Source organism: Microbacterium sp. cf046 (assembly GCF_900114345.1).
In the GTDB taxonomy this organism is placed as follows: domain Bacteria; phylum Actinomycetota; class Actinomycetes; order Actinomycetales; family Microbacteriaceae; genus Microbacterium.
This window is the reverse complement of record NZ_FOZJ01000001.1, coordinates 863,871-879,496: the sequence shown is the minus strand read 5'-3', so window position 1 is coordinate 879,496 and position 15,626 is coordinate 863,871. Positions and strand designations below refer to the sequence as shown.

Genomic DNA, 15,626 nt, shown 5'->3' with positions numbered 1-15,626 from the left:
CGAGAGCGGAGGTGCGACGTGGCACGCGCGTACACAGGTGTCTTTCTGCCCGGTGATGACGGACACGCATTGTGGGTGGCCGGCTGGGACAGCTTCGTGGCGAAATGGCAGGAGCTGTCCGATGGCGGCCAGAGGCTGCACGGCATCTCGGTGTCGGTGGAGGACGGCGACGTCCAGTTCATCGGCATGTACCGGGCGGGCACGGGCGGGCACGCGCTGTGGGTGTCGGCGTGGGACAGCTTCGTCGCGAAATGGCAGGAGCTGTCGGGACAGGGCCTGCGCCTGGTGAGCATCGCGATCTACGAGGTGGACGGCACCGCGATGTACGCGGGTGCGTTCCTCCCGGGTACCGACGGGTACGCGCTCTGGGTCTCGCCGTGGGACAGCTTCGTCGCGAAGTGGCAGGAGCTCTCGGACGGTGGCCTTCGGCTCGTGAACGTCTCGGCCGCGGTGATCGGCGGCTCACCGGTCTTCGCCGGGGTCTTCCGAGAGGGCAACGCGGGGCATGCGCTGTGGGCGGCGCCGTGGGACAGCTTCGTCGCGAAATGGCAGGAGCTGTCGGGGCAGGGGCTTCGCCTCACGAGCATCGACACGTACGAGCACAACGGGGAGCGGACCTGGGTCGGCGCCTACCTCCCGGGCGAGGGCGGCCACGGGCTGTGGGCGGGCGTGGATTGGGAGAGCTTCACCGCGCGGTGGAACGAATGGTCGCAGGCGGGTCTGCGGCTGGTGGATGCCGCCGGCTCGAGGCACGGCTGCACAGCGGACGCGCTCAACCAGGTCGTCATGCCCACCGGCATGTACAACTATCAGGTCACAGGTACCGGCAACTTCTACAGCTGGCCGGTCCAGGACACCTCGGGGGCGACCCGATTCGCGAGGCTGAGTGTCCTGACCGGCGTCGAGCCGTTCCTCCGCCTCCCGTTCACCGACACCGCCGTCAAGCGAGGCGGGATCTGGCGGTACGGCGGCGGCGGATACCACCACGCGGGCGACTACTCGCGGGACGATTCCGGCACGTTCGAGGTCAAGGCATCTGCCGACGGCCGGGTGCTCTTCGTCGGCTGGGACAACTGGTCGGGCAACACGGTGATCCTCAGTCACGACGTGAACGGCGTCGCCGATGCCTATCGCACGATCTACATGCACCTGCGCGACGGTGCCACCCACGACGCGGATGCCGCATGGAACAACACGGTGGCCACCGGCGGACTGAACGCCGCCGACCTCGCCGACTACAAGACCCATCTCACCGATACCGGCTGCACACAGGACCCCGCGACACGGAGCCTCGATGCCGCCCATTGGGGCACCGATGCGCAGACCATCCTGGTCGCAGCGAACGACACCGTCACGCGCGGGCAGACGATCGCATGGGCCGGCAACACCGGCCCCGGCGGCAAGAAGGGTTCGGGCGGGCCGAACACCCACCTGCACATCTTCTGGACGCGCCGTGACACCGACGGCGAGTACTACTTCTTCGATCCGTACGGCATCTACTCGATCCCCGAGAACTACGCGGCCGGTGTGACCGATGCGACGACCGGTCCATGCGTGCGGTACCCGGTGGCGTGGGAGGGCGGCCGGCCGCAGTATCCGTAGACCCTCCTGTGCGGCCGACCTCTGCCGCCACCGGCTTGATCAGCGGACGAAGACGATCCGGCGCTCCGTCGGCAGGCCGCGCACGATGACGGTGTCGCTGAAGACTCCGCGTTCGTCCAGGTGAGCGGCCAGGGTGTCCGCGGACCGGATGATCACGAAACCGCCGCGCGTGGTGGTCACGAATCCCATCGGTCCGAGGAACTGGGAGTGGAGATCGGTGTATCCGCCGTCCGCGTCGACCCGGCCGGTCGCGGAATCTCCGGTCGCCGTGTTGTAGAACAGCACGTTGCCGTCGCCCGCCGAGAGGATCGTGGTCCACGTGTCGAACTCGAAGCTCTGACCGAGGTCCCGGAATCCGCCGTCACCGGTCACCAGGCCCGTGGCGGCCAGGCGGGTCCTGCTGTTGTAGAACAGCAGGAGTCCTTCGCCGACGTGCACGATATGGGTCCAGAAGTCCAGCAGGAGCTGCTCGCTGATGACCTCGTGACGACCGTCGGCGTGCACACGGCCGATCACTGAGACGCTGCGATACTCACCGTTCTCGGAGACGGTGCGATTCCACATCACGAGCCCGGCGGGCAGCACCGTGACACGGTGGAAGAACCCGCCGAGGGGACTGGTGACCAGGTCGGTGAATCGCCCGTCCGCACCGAACACCCCGGTGCTGACCTGATCCTGCGACAGGCGGAAGAAGATGTTCACCCCGCCCGTCGTCGGCAGGATGAACTCCCAGGTCGGGTCGAGCTGGAACTGGGTGAGCGGGTGCGCGGTGCCGTCGGGCGTGAGATGCCCGGTCGTCGCCGCGCCGGTGTTCCGGTCGTAGGCCAGCCACAGGTCTTCCCCGTTCAAGAACTCTTGCGACGCACTGCGGATCGGCTCCATCGGAGACCTCCCTATACCGGCAGGATCAAGGGTATTCCCGGGGCCGATGGGGATCTAGGGTTCATATGTGAAGCGCTTCTGGCTGTTCCTCATCCCCGGTGTGATTCTGAGCGCGGTCGGCCTGGTGTGGACCTTGCAAGGGCTCAATGTGCTCGGCGGGTCGGCGATGAGCGGTTCGCCTTTGTGGGCGACGATCGGTCCGATCGTCCTGGTCGTCGGCGTGGTCCTGATCGTCATCGCGATCGTGATCGCCGTGCGCAGGCGCCGCACCCAACCCTGACGCGCGACGGCCAGGCCTAGGCGTCGCCCGGATCGGAGTCCGGCAGCGGCGCATCGATGACCCCGATCCCGACCGCGGTGTGGTCGGGCTCCGCATCGGATGCGCCGCCTCTCGGCTCCTCATCTGGTTCCTTCTCCGTGCTCGGCTGGGCGAGCTCCTCGGTCGTCGGCATCTCGTCGGCCTGCTCGCGCTCATCACCGTCACCCTGGACGTCGGGCTGATTCGTCATCTCGTTGCCTCCTTGAACGGCGGTCATGAACCCAGCGTCCGCCGATCGCCGCCGACCGGCCACCACCTTGACCAGAGAGTGGGGATGTGCCACCAGCCTTTGCACGCCGGTCGGTGTCGATATCCGCTCATCCCGTTCGACGCACATGATGAAGGTGGCAGAGCGCGATGCCGCCCCACACCGTTCGTCACACCAGAGGGAGTCACCATGGATCTGAAGCTCGAACTCGTACCCGTGCCGGTCAGCGACATCGACCGCGCGATGCGCTTCTACACGGAGCAGGCCGGATTCGTCCTCGATGTGGACGTGGCTCCCGCTGAAGGGGTTCGCTTCGTACAGCTCACCCCGCCGGGCTCCGCGTGTTCGATCTCGCTCAGTCACGGCGTGCCCTCGCTCGACCGGATGCTGCCCGGCACGGTTCACGGGATTCACCTGGTCGTGAACAGCATCGACGACGCCTGCACCGAGCTTCGTGGTCACGGCGTCGAGGTCTCAGCGATCACGGACGTCGGCGGCGGAGTCAGATACGCCGAGTTCAGCGACCCGGACGGCAACACCATGCTGTTGCAGGAGATGGCGTGGCGGACCGGCGAGGACTACTGACGCACCACGGCTCGGGGCTCGCACGGGCACGAGCGGATTGCAGGGCTCACGTCTGCTGGTCGTAGTGGCGCACGCGGTCGTCCCGCTCCAGGAGGTAGCGATCGTCTTCGGGATACAGGACGGCACGCTCGTAGTCGGCGCCGGCGAATCGCGTGATCGCCTCGAGCGACTCCCACCCGGGAGACGGTGGCGATCTCGGTTCGACCGTCACCGAGGTCACGGGTCAGCAGCCACGCATCGAGGTTGCCCGCCGTATCGCGGTAGGCGGCGATGCCGGTCTGCTCCACGTAGCCGACGTAGGCATCCCGGTCTTCCGTGCGAACGACGCCGGTCCACATCCGCACCACCGGTCGCGTGCCGGTCATGAGTCCACGCGCGCCCGCACGACACGGGCGGTGGCCGCTGGGTCGGGCCGGTGCATCACCGACTCCGGAACGATGACGAGTTCCGCGCCATCCAGCTCCTGCGCGAGCCGATCTGCCGCGGTCACCAGGATGGGGAACGTCTGCTCGCCGCGCAGGATCGTGACCGGCTGCGACACGGAGAGCATCTCGGGTGTCGGAGTCGACATCTGCATCGTGAGATTCGCGTCGTAGACCGTGGACTGAGCGAGCGGGACGAGCGTGGCGAACAGATCGCTCTGCCGGATCTGATCGACCATCTCCTGCGGCAGCCCCACCCCCTCCAGTTGGAACGTGACGACGGCATCCTCTCCCCTGCCGTCGTCGACGAGCTGCTGCAGCCGCTCAGGGAGATCATCGGCGGGCTCGTCCACCCCGAATCGGAACGGCGGCTCCGACAGGAAGAGGGCCCGGATCGGCACGCCCCTGCCTGCGGCGAAGAGCGCGAGAACGGCGCCGGACGAGTGACCGAGCACGAACGCGTCACCCCCGACCGCGTCGATCACGGCCGCGAGGTCGTCGGCCTCGTCCTCCGGCGAGGATCCGCGCTTGTCGCCGCTGGAGCCCCTCGCCCGCCGGTCCACCGTCACAGCCCGGAATCCGGCATCCACGAGGGCGCTCGCGAGCGCATCCCCATCGGTCGCGACGGAGAAGGCGCCGCCCACGATCACGATCGTCGGCCCGTCACCCACCTGTTCGAAGGCGATCGTCGTCCCGTCAGCTGAAGTCGCGGTGTTCATCCCAACAAGAAACCACGACCCCACGACACTGGCAAGACGCGTTGCGCGGCTTCCGCGACCGCTGCATGGATTCCGTGAGGATGCCGATCTCGAGCAGTCTCCGGCGCTCGCGCGAGCGTAGTGTCGCCTGCCGTGACCATTGAATCCCGAGAGCCGGGAGATGAACCGCCGCTGGCGAAGCGGCTCATCCTCGGCGACCCGCTCACCTCCGAGAACCTCGAGGGGCAGCTCCTCCCCAAGAAGCGCGCACTGCCGATCTTCGCGTCCGACGCGCTGAGCTCTGTCGCGTACGCGCCGCAGGAGCTGCTGATGATCCTGCTCATCGGCGGAACCGCATTCCTCGCATTCTCGCCGTGGGTCGCTGCGGCAGTCGTGCTGCTGCTGATCGTGGTGGTCGCGAGCTACCGGCAGCTCATCAAGGCGTATCCGTCAGGCGGTGGCGACTACGAGGTGGCGCGGACGAACCTCGGCGAAGTGCCTGGCGTCGTGGTCGCAGCAGCGCTTCTGGTGGACTACGTCCTGACCGTCGCCGTCTCGGTTGCATCGGGCGTGGACAACATCATCTCGGCGATTCCGGAGCTCAACCCAGGACGAATCGAGCTCGCGGTCGGGTTCGTCATCCTCATCGTGATCGTCAATCTGCGCGGCGTGCGCGAGGCCTCATTCGCATTCGCGATCCCGACGTATGTCTTCATCGGCTCGGTGGCGCTCATGGTGATCGTCGGCCTCACGCGCACCTTCGCGGGCAACCCGCCGGTGGCATCCAGCGCCGAGTACGCCGTCCATGCCGAATCGCTCACCCAGGCGGCCGTGATCCTGCTCGTGCTGCGCGCATTCTCCAGCGGCTGCTCGGCGCTCACCGGAGTCGAAGCCGTCTCCAACGGCGTGCCCGCGTTCCGCAAGCCCAAGGTGCGCAACGCGCAGATGACCCTGACGCTCATGGGCGGCATCGCGATCCTCCTGTTCTCCGGGCTGACCGCGATCGCACTCGTGTCGGGCGTCCACTACGCCGAGAACCCCTGCAACCTGATCGGCTTCGACTGCGCAAACCCCCAGCCGAGCCTCATGGCCCAGGTCGCCGCGGCGACATTCGGCATGGGATCCATTCCGTTCTTCGTCATTCAGGCCGCCACGGCGTGCGTGTTACTGCTCGCCGCGAACACCGCGTTCAACGGCTTCCCGCTGCTGGGTGCCGTGCTCGCCCGCGACGGGTTCGCGCCGAAGGCGCTGAACACCCGCGGCGACCGACTCGTCTACTCGAACGGCATGATCATCCTCGGCATCGTCGCGATCATCGTCCTGATCGTGTACCAGGCCAATCTGACCACGCTCATCCAGCTGTACATCATCGGCGTCTTCGTGTCGTTCTCGATCGGGCAGATCGGCATGGTGCGGCACTGGCGGCGCAGCCTGCGGGAGATGTCGAAGCTGTCGCCGGATGCCGCGGCCCAGGCATCCGCCCGTCATGCGCGTCGGTCCGCCTACAGCGGACTTGCGATCAACGCCGTGGGCGCAGCCATGACGATCTCAGTGCTGCTGATCGTCACGATCACGAAGTTCACGCACGGTGCGTGGCTCGTGTTCATCGCGATCCCGATCCTCGCGGTGCTCATGATCGGGGTGAACCGCTATTACCGTGACGTCGAGCACGAGATCCGCGTCGATGACACCACCCATTTCGGCGCCGACGGCGACCTGGCGATCGTCCTGGTGAACCGCCTGCAGAAGCCGGTCCTCAAGGCCGTGGAATACGCGCTGGCCGCCAAGCACGACAAGGCGATCGCCGTGCACATCGCAGTCAGCGATGAGGAGTCCGCCGCGCTGCAGAAGGAGTGGCAGGAGCACAGGGTCCCGATGAAGCTCGTCATCATCGAGTCGCCGTATCGGTCCTATGCCTCCCCCATCGCGAAGTTCATCAAGCAGTACCGGCACGAGTTCGGATCGTCCGTCGTGACGGTCTACCTGCCGCAGTACATCGTGGGGCACTGGTGGGAGGCGCCGTTGCACAACCGGCGGTCGCGGCGCATCGCGCAGCAGCTCATGCTCGTGCACGGCGTGTCGATCACGCTGGTGCCGTGGCTGCTCGACTCGTCGGAGCTGATCTACGGCCGCCGTTCGCGACCGCTCCCCGGAGATCAGCGCGCCGGTCGTCCCGCGCCGGAGGTCCACACGAACGGGCGCCGGGCGAGCCGTCCGGCCGGCCCGCCCGCCGCGGAACCCGAGAAGGAGACGGCGTCGGTGCCTTGACCCGGGCAGCGGCTCGGCTGCTCAGCCGCGTGAGGAGCACCGCGCGAGGGTCGGCGGGTGTTGGATCGAGAGGGTGGACGACATCGACACGAAGGCCACATCCCGCGAGCGCATCGTCGCAGCGGTCAGCGGTGACCCCGATGGTGAGACGCTGCTCCGCCGGGCCGCACACATCGCCGACCGATCCGGCCGCGGAGAGTTCATGGCAGTGCACGTCTCCAGCCAGGACGACGCACGCGCGGCAGCGCCCGCCGACCTCGCCGCGCAGCAGGCACTCGTCGAATCCCTCGGCGGGACCTATCACCAGGTCATCGGCGAAGACATCGCGCAGGCGGTCATCGAGTTCGCCGGCGCGCACGAGGCCACCCAGCTCGTCATCGGCGAGAGCCGGCGCGGGCGGATCGCCGCCGTGCTGTCGGGCCCAGGGATCGGCGCCACCGTCGTCCGCGACTCCGGTGACCTCGATGTGCACATCGTGAGCCACCCGGCCTCGCGGGACCGGCCGGCGCTCCCGCGGATCACCGGCGGTGCGCTGAGCCGACAGCGGGTCGCACTCGGGTTCGTGGTCGCGCTCGTGGGCGGGCCGCTGCTGACCTGGCTCCTCTACTCGGCGCGCACACCGGAATCGATCACATCCGATGTGCTCGCGTTCCAACTGCTCGTCGTCATCGTCGCCCTCGTCGGCGGCATCTGGCCCGCGCTGTTCGCCGCTGTCCTGTCTGGGCTGACCCTCGACTTCCTCTTCGTCGCCCCGCAGTTCACGGTCGAGGTCTCCGATCCCCTTCACCTCTGGGCCCTGTTCCTCTACGTGCTCATCGCCCTGCTGGTCAGCTACATCGTCGACCAGGCCGCGAGGCGGGCGCGCACCGCCCAGCGCGCCACCGCCGAGGCAGAGCTGCTCGCGACGGTGGCCGGCAATGTGCTGCGCGGCGAAAGCGCGGTCCCGGCCCTCGTCAGTCGGGCGCGCGAGGCGTTCGGACTCGCCGGGGTGCGACTCCTCGACGTCGACGGCACGGTGAAAGCGACCGACGGCGAGCCGGTCCGCGACGGCCGATTCGTCGCCGTGCCGATCGGCACGCGCGGTGCTCCGCCGCGTGCGACGCTCGAGCTGCACGGACAGGAACTGGACGCATCCGAGCGACGCCTGCTCGATGTCATCGTCGCCCAGCTCGGCGCCGCTCTCGAGCGCGCCGAACTGACCGAGACCGCGCGCGCGGCGGAAGCACTCGCCGCAGCCGATCAGGTTCGCAGCGCGCTCCTGTCGGCCGTGAGCCACGACGTGCGCCGTCCGCTGGCGGCCGCGATCGCAGCTGTCGGCGGGCTCCGCGCCAGCGGTCCGCACCTCTCGGACGCAGACCGCCAGGAGCTCGTCGAGACTGCGGACGAGAGCCTGGCCGCACTCTCGAAGCTGGTGACCGATCTGCTGGATGTCAGCCGGGTCGAGGCAGGAGTCCTGACCGCCTCCACGCGGGCGGTCGACGCCGCCGATGTCGTGCTCTCCGCCCTGGAGGAGCTTGGCCTCGGTCCCGACGTCGTCGACCTCGCCCTCGACCCCGACCTTCCGGCGATCTCAGCAGATCCCGTCCTGCTGCAGCGTGTGCTGGTGAACGTGCTCGCGAACGCGGAGCGTCACGCGCCCCACGGCACGCTGGTCAAGGTGACCACCGGAGCGCGCAGAGGCAGGGCGACGCTGCGCGTCATCGATCACGGCGCAGGCATCGCCCCCGAACGCCGCGACGAGATGTTCGCACCGTTCCAGCGCCTGGGCGACACCGACAACACGTCGGGGCTCGGCCTGGGGCTCGCGCTGTCCAAAGGCTTCACGGAGGGGATGGGCGGCACGCTCACACCGGAGGACACGCCCGGCGGAGGGTTGACGATGGTGATCGAACTCCCCATCGCCGAGGTCGAGACGTGAAGATCCTCATCGCCGACGATGACCCGCAGCTCGTCCGCGCCCTGCGCATCACGCTCGCCGCCCACGGATACGACGTGGTCGCCGCGCCGGACGGTGCCGCCGCGATCGCTCTTGCGGCGAAGGAGCATCCCGACATCGTGATGGTCGACCTCGGGATGCCGCACCTCGACGGCGTGCAGGTGATCGAGGCCCTGCGCGGTTGGATGACGGCGCCGATCATCGTCGTCTCGGGCAGGGCCGGCTCGGCCGACAAGGTCGAGGCCCTGGACGCCGGCGCTGACGACTTCGTGACCAAGCCCTTCCAGATCGACGAGCTGCTGGCGAGACTGCGCGCCCTGTCCCGTCGTGCGCCGGCATCCGCCGACGATCCGATCGTCTCGTTCGGTGATGTGCGTGTCGACCTCGCCGCGAAGGCCGTCACCCGCCGCGGCGCACTCGTGCACCTCACCCCGACCGAGTGGCAGATCCTGGAGTTCCTGGCGCGCAAGCCCGGCGTCCTGGTGACGCGCCAGGCGCTGCTCACAGACATCTGGGGCACCGAACAGGTCACCGACACCGGCTACCTCCGGCTCTATCTCTCCCAGTTGCGCAAGAAGCTCGAGGCCGACCCTTCGCGACCGGTGCACCTGCTGACCGAGTCCGGCATGGGATACCGGCTGGTGCTCGACAACGTCGGCTAGCCCGCCGGGGCGTCGAGGGACGCGGCGTCGTGCACCTGTTCTACCGGGTGGTCGATCAGCTGCCCCGATGACGCAGATCGTGGGGCGGGCCGACGTCGCTCTGGGGATGAACCAGTGACGTCGGCCCTGGCGCCGTTTGGGGCGGCGCCACGGGGCGAACGAACTGGGGCTGAGCCCAGGACGAACCCCCCGCACTTCTAGGACGCCGACATCCGGCATCCATTACGCCGTTCTTTGCGAGATCGAGTCGCGGAGCGATCGCTATTGCTCGCCGGGCGAGATGTCAAGCCCCGCTCGGGTGCTCGGCGCCGGAGTGACACTTGGCACGTCGAAAGACAGAAGCAACGAGTCGGTTGGGGCCGACCCATTGGAATGCGATGCGCAGCTCTGCGCACGAAAGCGGAGGCCCCACCGACCATGCGAACCGACCACAGGCAGGCCGGAGCCGCCCTGCCGCACGACCGGCCCTCCGAGATGCCGCCCTGGGGGCAGGCGAAATTTCGGAGGGCCTTGTGCGCACCACGCGCCAGCGCGGTGTCTGTGCACGAAAGGAACCTCGATGGCCGATGAGATCCCTCGAGAGAGCCTCCGGCAACCCGCGTTGCCGCAGGACGCGGTGGACGAAGACCGCGTGGTCATCACGCACGAGCAGATCGGCGGGCCGCCTGATCTTCGAATGCCCGAGCCGGAAGTGCGCGACTCGCCGGACGCTGGCGCGATCGACTGGCACGAGCAGATCGAGCCCGGGCTCCCTGCGCAGCCCGCGGACGGTTCACCCACGCGCTGACGTCAAGATCTCGAGGTGCATGACCGGAGAATTATGAGAATCCGGCCCACATGCCTGTGGAGCGGACCTACTCTCTCGTCATGACAACATCGCCGCCTCCGATCACCACGACCGGACAGCTGCGCGCGTCGGGGCACACCTACCGGCCCGTGCGCGTCGAACTGCGGGAGAACCTCCTGTCGGCACTCGCCGAAGGAAGCGACCCGTGGCCCGGAATCCACGGGTTCGACACGACCGTGATACCGCAGCTGGAACGAGCGCTCCTCGCCGGTCACGACGTGGTCCTCCTCGGCGAGCGCGGTCAGGGCAAGACGCGTCTGCTGCGCAGCCTCTCGGGGCTGCTCGACGAGTGGTCGCCGGTCATCGCCGGTTCCGAATTGGGGGAGCACCCGTTCCATCCGGTGACGCCTGGGTCCGTCCGGCGGGCATCGGAGCTGGGAGACGACCTCCCGGTCTCGTGGCGCCACCGCGCCGAGCGGTACGTCGAGAAGCTGGCGACTCCCGACACGTCGGTGGCCGACCTGATCGGCGACGTGGACCCGATGAAGGTCGCAGAGGGCCGCTCGCTCGGCGACCCCGAAACGATCCACTTCGGGCTGGTCCCCCGAAGCCATCGCGGAATCGTCGCGATCAACGAGCTGCCCGATCTGGCGGAGCGCATCCAGGTGTCGCTGCTGAATGTCATGGAGGAACGCGACATCCAGATCCGGGGCTACGTGCTGCGCCTCGACCTTGACGTGCTCGTCGTCGCGACCGCCAACCCCGAGGACTACACCAACCGGGGTCGAATCATCACGCCTCTGCAGGACCGCTTCGGCGCAGAGATCCGCACCCACTACCCGCAGACCATCGAGGAGGAGGTCGCGGTCATCCGTCAGGAGGCGGATCTCGTCGCGGACGTCCCCGAGCACCTGCTCGAGGTCCTGGCGCGGTTCACCCGCAATCTTCGCGAGTCGGATGCCGTCGATCAGCGCGCCGGCGTATCGGCGCGCTTCGCGATCGCGGGGGCGGAGACGATCGCCGCGGCGGCCCTTCACCGCGCGACGCGTCAGCACGAAGGAGTCGGGGTGGCGCGACCCGTCGACCTCGAGACCGCCGTCGACGTCCTGGGCGGAAAGATCGAGTTCGAGACGGGCGAGGAAGGCCGTGAGCGCGCCGTCCTGGAGCACCTGCTGCGGACCGCGGTTGCCGACACTGCTCGCGCACATCTGCGCGGCATCGATGCCGGCGCCCTGGTGGAGGCGCTCCACGACGGCGCGACAGTCATGACGGGCGAGCAGGTTCCGGCCGCCGAAGTGCTCGCGGCGATGCCGATCCTCGGCGAATCGGACCTCTACGACCAGGTGGCCGAGCGGCTCGGCGCGCAGACTCCCGGCGAGCGCGCGGGCGCGCTGGAACTCCTGCTCGAAGCGCTCTACCTGGAACGGCGGATCAGCAAGGACCACGCCGACGGGGAGACGGTCTATGGCTGATCGACCGCGGGGTACTCGGGTGCCGACATCGGGCGGCGCGCGCTGATGCCTCGCGGATTCCACCGCGTGCCCGCCCACACCAACCGGTATGGGCGGTACGCCGGCGGGCCGGATCCGCTCGCTCCGCCCGTGCCCGTGCAGGAGGCGCTCGAGGCGATCGGTCGCGACGTCATGTCGGGGACGTCGGCCGAGCGCGCGATGCGCGAGTATCTTCGCCGGGGCGCGCGCGATCAGCTCGGCCTCGACGACCTGGCGCGTCGTGTGCGCGAGCGACGCGCCGAGCTGGTGCGCCGTCACCGTCTCGACGGCACGCTGGAAGAGGTCCGACGACTCCTCGATCATGCGGTCCTCGAAGAGCGCAAGCACCTCGTGCGCGATGTCGAGATGGACGACGATGCGCGGGCGTTCGGCGAGATGCGGCTCGAGAACCTCCCGATGAGCACCGCGGCCGCCGTGAACGACCTGTCCGACTACGAATGGCGGAGCCCGAGCGCCCGGGCCGACTATGAGCGGATCAAGGAGCTGCTCGGTCGCGAGCTTCTCGACCAGCGTTTCGCGGGCATGAAGTCCGCCCTCGAAGGGGCGACGGATGCCGATCGGCAGGCGATCCGCGAGATGCTCGGCGACCTCAACGAGCTGCTCGAGAAGCGTCGGCTCGGCGAGGACACGCCGGAGGACTTCGACGAGTTCATGCGCAAGCACGGCGATCAGTTCCCGGAGAACCCACGGAATCTCGATGAGCTGCTGGACACCCTCGCCGAGCGGTCCGCCGCGGCCCAGCGGATGCTGAACTCGATGACCCCCGAGCAGCGGGACGAGCTGATGAGTCTCGCGGCGCAGGCGTTCGGCTCGCCCGACCTCATGCAGTCCCTATCACGGCTCGACGACAACCTGCGCTCGCTTCGACCCGGCGAGGACTGGGGAGGCTCCGCCTCCTTCTCCGGAGACCAGCCGGCAGGTCTCGGCGAGGCGACGGGCATCATGCAGGATCTCTCCGACCTCGATTCGCTCTCCGATCAGCTGAGTCAGGCCTACCCCGGTGCGCGCATGGACGACATCGACGTGGATGCGCTTGAGCGACTCGTCGGCGACGAGGCCGCCGTCAGCGCCCGTGCGCTGCGGACGCTCGAGCAGGAGCTCAAGGACACCGGGATGCTGCAGCGTGCATCCGATGGTGCGCTGCGGCTCACCCCCCGCGCCATGCGGCAGCTCGGACGAGCGCTCCTGCGGGACATCGCCACACACCAGTCCGGACGCACGGGCCGCCGCGAGACCCGCAACGCCGGCGCAGCCGGCGATCGCACCGGATCGACCCGCGAGTGGGCGTTCGGCGACACCGAACCGTGGGACATCCCCCGCACGGTGTCCAACGCTGTGCTCCGGACGGTCGCCGACGGCGGCGATGCGGCATCCGGCGTGCGACTGGAGACCCGCGATGTCGAGGTGGTCGAGACGGAGGAGCGCACGCAGGCCGCGGTCGCCCTGCTGGTCGACACATCGTTCTCGATGGAGATGGACGGCCGATGGGTGCCGATGAAGCGCACCGCGCTCGCGCTCCATCACCTCATCTCGAGTCGCTTCCGCGGCGACAGCCTCCAGCTGATCGCGTTCGCCCGGTACGCCGAGGTGATCGACATCGAGCACCTGACGGCGAAGGATTCCGTGTGGGACAAGGGGACGAACCTGCACCACGCGCTGCTGCTCGCCCAGAAGCACTTCCGGCGCAACCCGACCGCGCAGCCCGTGCTGCTCATCGTCACCGACGGAGAGCCGACCTCGCATCTCGAACCGGACGGTCAGGTTCATTTCGCCTACCCGCCAGACCCCTACACGGTGGCCGTGACGGTGCGCGAGCTCGACACGGTGCAGCGACTCGGCGCCCAGACGACCTTCTTCCGGCTGGGAGACGATCCGGGTCTCGCACGGTTCATGGACGCCCTCGCGCGGCGGGCCGGCGGGCAGGTCGTCGCGCCCGAACTCGACGATCTCGGGCGAGCGGTCGTGGAGAGCTACCTCGGCTCGCGTCCCTCCGGGCGCGGCTCACCCGAGGACTTCGGCGAGATGCTCCGCGGCCGATCCTGGTGGTGAACGAGCGGTCAGGCGGATCCGAAGCGCCGCCACGTCCCCTCTGAGACCACCTCGACAGTGCCGTCGACGACCGCGATCGCGGTCTGGTCGTCGATCGCGTAGGACGGATGCGGGATTCCCGCCGCCCACTTCTCCGCGGCGGCCATGGGGTTGCCGGGCGCGCCGTCCACGGCGAGATGCGGGCAGATCGAGAACTCGACGAGCCCCAGCGCGGTGTCGTCTCCGGTCGGCGGCTTCCATCCCACGAACTCCCCGCCGATCCGCGGGGTCATCACCATGCTCCCCGCGCTCATCCCGACCCACACCGTGTCCTCCAGCGACGGGATCATCTCGGCCAGTCCGGATTCCCGCATCCAATGGGCGAGGTAGAGGGCGTCGCCGCCCGCCGCCAGCAGAACGTCGGTGTCACGGACCAGGGGCTTCCATCGGTCGTCGTCGATGCTGGGCAGTGCGGTCAGCTCGAGCACGCCGACCGACTTCCAGCCCAGGTCGACCATCGGGTTCTCGGACCTGCCGCTGATGAACTCCCAGGCGTTGACCCCGGGCCCCAACCACGGGTGACCGTACTGCGCGGTGGGGATGCAGAGTGCGGTGCACTCGCTGACGGGCCTGGGAAGCATGGCGACGAGAGCGTCGAGAATCGACGGATTGGTCACTCCCGCCGAGGTGAGGAGAAGCTTCACTCCGCCTCCAGTTCGAGGGCGTAGTAGTAGGCGCGTTCGCCCGTGTCCGGGTCGGCACCGCTGAAGCCGTGGCGTTCGTAGAACCGCTGCGCGTCGACGTCGCCCGCGTCGACGTTGATCTCGATGGCGGCGAGGCCCCACTCCTCGGCGTCTGCGATCAGCCGGCGGATCATCGCCGCACCGATGCCGTGATCGCGCCGATCGGGTGCGACGTAGAGCTCGTCCAGCAGGGCCACCTGTCCGTCGTACCAGACGTTGGCCCGCAGGGTCACGAGCGCGACTCCCGCGGCGGGGTCGCCCGCGAGGTAGGCGACGGTGCTCGGCTGACCGAGCAGCGACTCCAGACGTGCTGTCAGCGTCGCAGTCCCCGGCGTCGGGGTGTCGAACTCGGTGTTGAAGTCATGCAGCAGCCGAGCGACGGCGGCGGCATCCCGTGGGCCGGCGCGTCGAACCGCGGGCTCCTCAGCGATCTCCGGCATGTCCGAGATGCTAGCGCTCGGCCGGTGGCCGTCCTAGCCGAATCAGCGAGGAGTGAGCTGCAGGACGGGGATGCGCCGATCGGTCTTGTGGAGGTATTCGCCGAACTGCGGCTCCTCGGCCGCGATCGCCGCGTACGCGTCCTGCCAGTCGTCGGCCCCGATCTCGCTCACCGTGACCGGCACCGTCACGATCTCGCCGTCCACGAGCGCCTCGATCTCGATCGACGGGTTGGCTTTGAGATTGTGGTACCACGAAGGATTCTCCGGCGTGCCGCCCTTGGACGCCACCACCCGCCAGCCGAGGTCGCTGCGGAACCCCACGACGGGGTTCAGATGCGTCTTGCCCGACTTCGCGCCGATCGAATGCAGGATGATCAGCTTCGGACCCCAGTAGTTCTCGGTGCCCTTGCTGCTGCGGAACTTCGTGATGACGTCGTCGTTCCAACCCATGCATGCCTCAACACGGCTGCGGCCGAGAACCTTCCGTCCACGATCGGTGTCGTACGATCCGATGCCGGTGGTGTCGAATACGGGC

At 68.5% G+C, this 15,626-nt stretch carries 15 protein-coding genes and 1 pseudogene; 9 read left to right on the top strand and 7 right to left on the bottom strand.

Annotation, left to right across the window (positions count from 1 at the left end):
* The first annotated feature begins 18 nt into the window (after window positions 1-18).
* Window positions 19-1,602 (top strand): M23 family metallopeptidase, encoded by a 1,584-nt coding sequence (locus BM349_RS04075; RefSeq protein WP_139230878.1) that lies wholly within the window; start codon window positions 19-21, stop codon window positions 1,600-1,602.
* Between the two features lie 39 nt (window positions 1,603-1,641).
* On the opposite strand, the gene BM349_RS04070 is transcribed toward BM349_RS04075, so the two are convergent.
* The gene (locus BM349_RS04070; protein ID WP_139230877.1) at window positions 1,642-2,451 is read right to left on the bottom strand and encodes a hypothetical protein; all 810 of its coding nucleotides are present in this window, start codon (window positions 2,449-2,451) and stop codon (window positions 1,642-1,644) included.
* A 100-nt stretch (window positions 2,452-2,551) separates the two neighbouring features.
* Here BM349_RS04070 and BM349_RS04065 point away from each other — a divergent pair, with 100 nt between their 5' ends.
* Window positions 2,552-2,764: a hypothetical protein gene (locus BM349_RS04065; RefSeq protein ID WP_091703241.1), complete on the top strand. Its 213-nt coding sequence runs from the start codon at window positions 2,552-2,554 to the stop codon at window positions 2,762-2,764.
* A 16-nt stretch (window positions 2,765-2,780) separates the two neighbouring features.
* On the opposite strand, the gene BM349_RS04060 is transcribed toward BM349_RS04065, so the two are convergent.
* On the bottom strand, window positions 2,781-3,020 hold the full coding sequence (locus BM349_RS04060; RefSeq protein ID WP_254773720.1) for a hypothetical protein: 240 nt from the start codon (window positions 3,018-3,020) through the stop codon (window positions 2,781-2,783).
* A gap of 180 nt (window positions 3,021-3,200) precedes the next feature.
* On the opposite strand from BM349_RS04060, the gene BM349_RS04055 reads away from it, so the two are divergent.
* Complete coding sequence (locus BM349_RS04055) at window positions 3,201-3,596, top strand: VOC family protein (RefSeq protein ID WP_091703235.1); 396 nt, start codon at window positions 3,201-3,203, stop codon at window positions 3,594-3,596.
* Between the two features lie 46 nt (window positions 3,597-3,642).
* Here the strand turns inward: BM349_RS04055 and BM349_RS18910 are convergent, their stop codons facing one another.
* Both BM349_RS18910 and BM349_RS04045 read right to left on the bottom strand, forming a co-directional pair.
* Entirely contained in the window at window positions 3,643-3,816 is a 174-nt protein-coding gene (locus BM349_RS18910; protein ID WP_254773719.1) for a hypothetical protein, read from the bottom strand.
* A gap of 141 nt (window positions 3,817-3,957) precedes the next feature.
* A complete protein-coding gene (locus BM349_RS04045) occupies window positions 3,958-4,737 on the bottom strand; it encodes an alpha/beta fold hydrolase (protein ID WP_091703233.1) in 780 nt (259 codons plus the stop codon).
* 132 nt (window positions 4,738-4,869) lie between these two features.
* Here BM349_RS04045 and BM349_RS04040 point away from each other — a divergent pair, with 132 nt between their 5' ends.
* From BM349_RS04040 to BM349_RS04015, 6 genes and pseudogenes are all read left to right on the top strand, one after another.
* Window positions 4,870-6,984: an APC family permease gene (locus BM349_RS04040; RefSeq protein WP_254773718.1), complete on the top strand. Its 2,115-nt coding sequence runs from the start codon at window positions 4,870-4,872 to the stop codon at window positions 6,982-6,984.
* A 100-nt stretch (window positions 6,985-7,084) separates the two neighbouring features.
* Window positions 7,085-8,902: pseudogene (locus BM349_RS04035) on the top strand (ATP-binding protein); the annotation flags it as partial.
* Complete coding sequence (locus BM349_RS04030; protein WP_091703224.1) at window positions 8,899-9,582, top strand: response regulator; 684 nt, start codon at window positions 8,899-8,901, stop codon at window positions 9,580-9,582. The pseudogene BM349_RS04035 and the gene BM349_RS04030, both read left to right, overlap by 4 nt.
* A 559-nt stretch (window positions 9,583-10,141) precedes the next feature.
* Window positions 10,142-10,369, top strand: coding sequence for a hypothetical protein (locus BM349_RS04025; protein ID WP_091703220.1), 228 nt, complete (start codon window positions 10,142-10,144; stop codon window positions 10,367-10,369).
* Between the two features lie 80 nt (window positions 10,370-10,449).
* Window positions 10,450-11,841, top strand: coding sequence for a sigma 54-interacting transcriptional regulator (locus BM349_RS04020; RefSeq protein ID WP_091704913.1), 1,392 nt, complete (start codon window positions 10,450-10,452; stop codon window positions 11,839-11,841).
* A gap of 66 nt (window positions 11,842-11,907) precedes the next feature.
* A complete protein-coding gene (locus tag BM349_RS04015) occupies window positions 11,908-13,929 on the top strand; it encodes a vWA domain-containing protein (protein WP_254773717.1) in 2,022 nt (673 codons plus the stop codon).
* Window positions 13,930-13,937: 8 nt separating this feature from the next.
* Here BM349_RS04015 and BM349_RS04010 read toward each other — a convergent pair whose 3' ends face one another.
* The 3 genes from BM349_RS04010 to BM349_RS04000 are packed head-to-tail and all read right to left on the bottom strand — an operon-like array spanning window position 13,938 to window position 15,541.
* On the bottom strand, window positions 13,938-14,612 hold the full coding sequence (locus tag BM349_RS04010; RefSeq protein WP_091703214.1) for a Type 1 glutamine amidotransferase-like domain-containing protein: 675 nt from the start codon (window positions 14,610-14,612) through the stop codon (window positions 13,938-13,940).
* A complete protein-coding gene (locus BM349_RS04005) occupies window positions 14,609-15,091 on the bottom strand; it encodes a GNAT family N-acetyltransferase (protein WP_091703212.1) in 483 nt (160 codons plus the stop codon). Before BM349_RS04005 ends, BM349_RS04010 begins: the two co-directional genes overlap by 4 nt.
* 42 nt (window positions 15,092-15,133) lie before the next feature.
* A complete protein-coding gene (locus BM349_RS04000; RefSeq protein WP_091703209.1) occupies window positions 15,134-15,541 on the bottom strand; it encodes a nitroreductase/quinone reductase family protein in 408 nt (135 codons plus the stop codon).
* Window positions 15,542-15,626 lie beyond the last annotated feature (85 nt).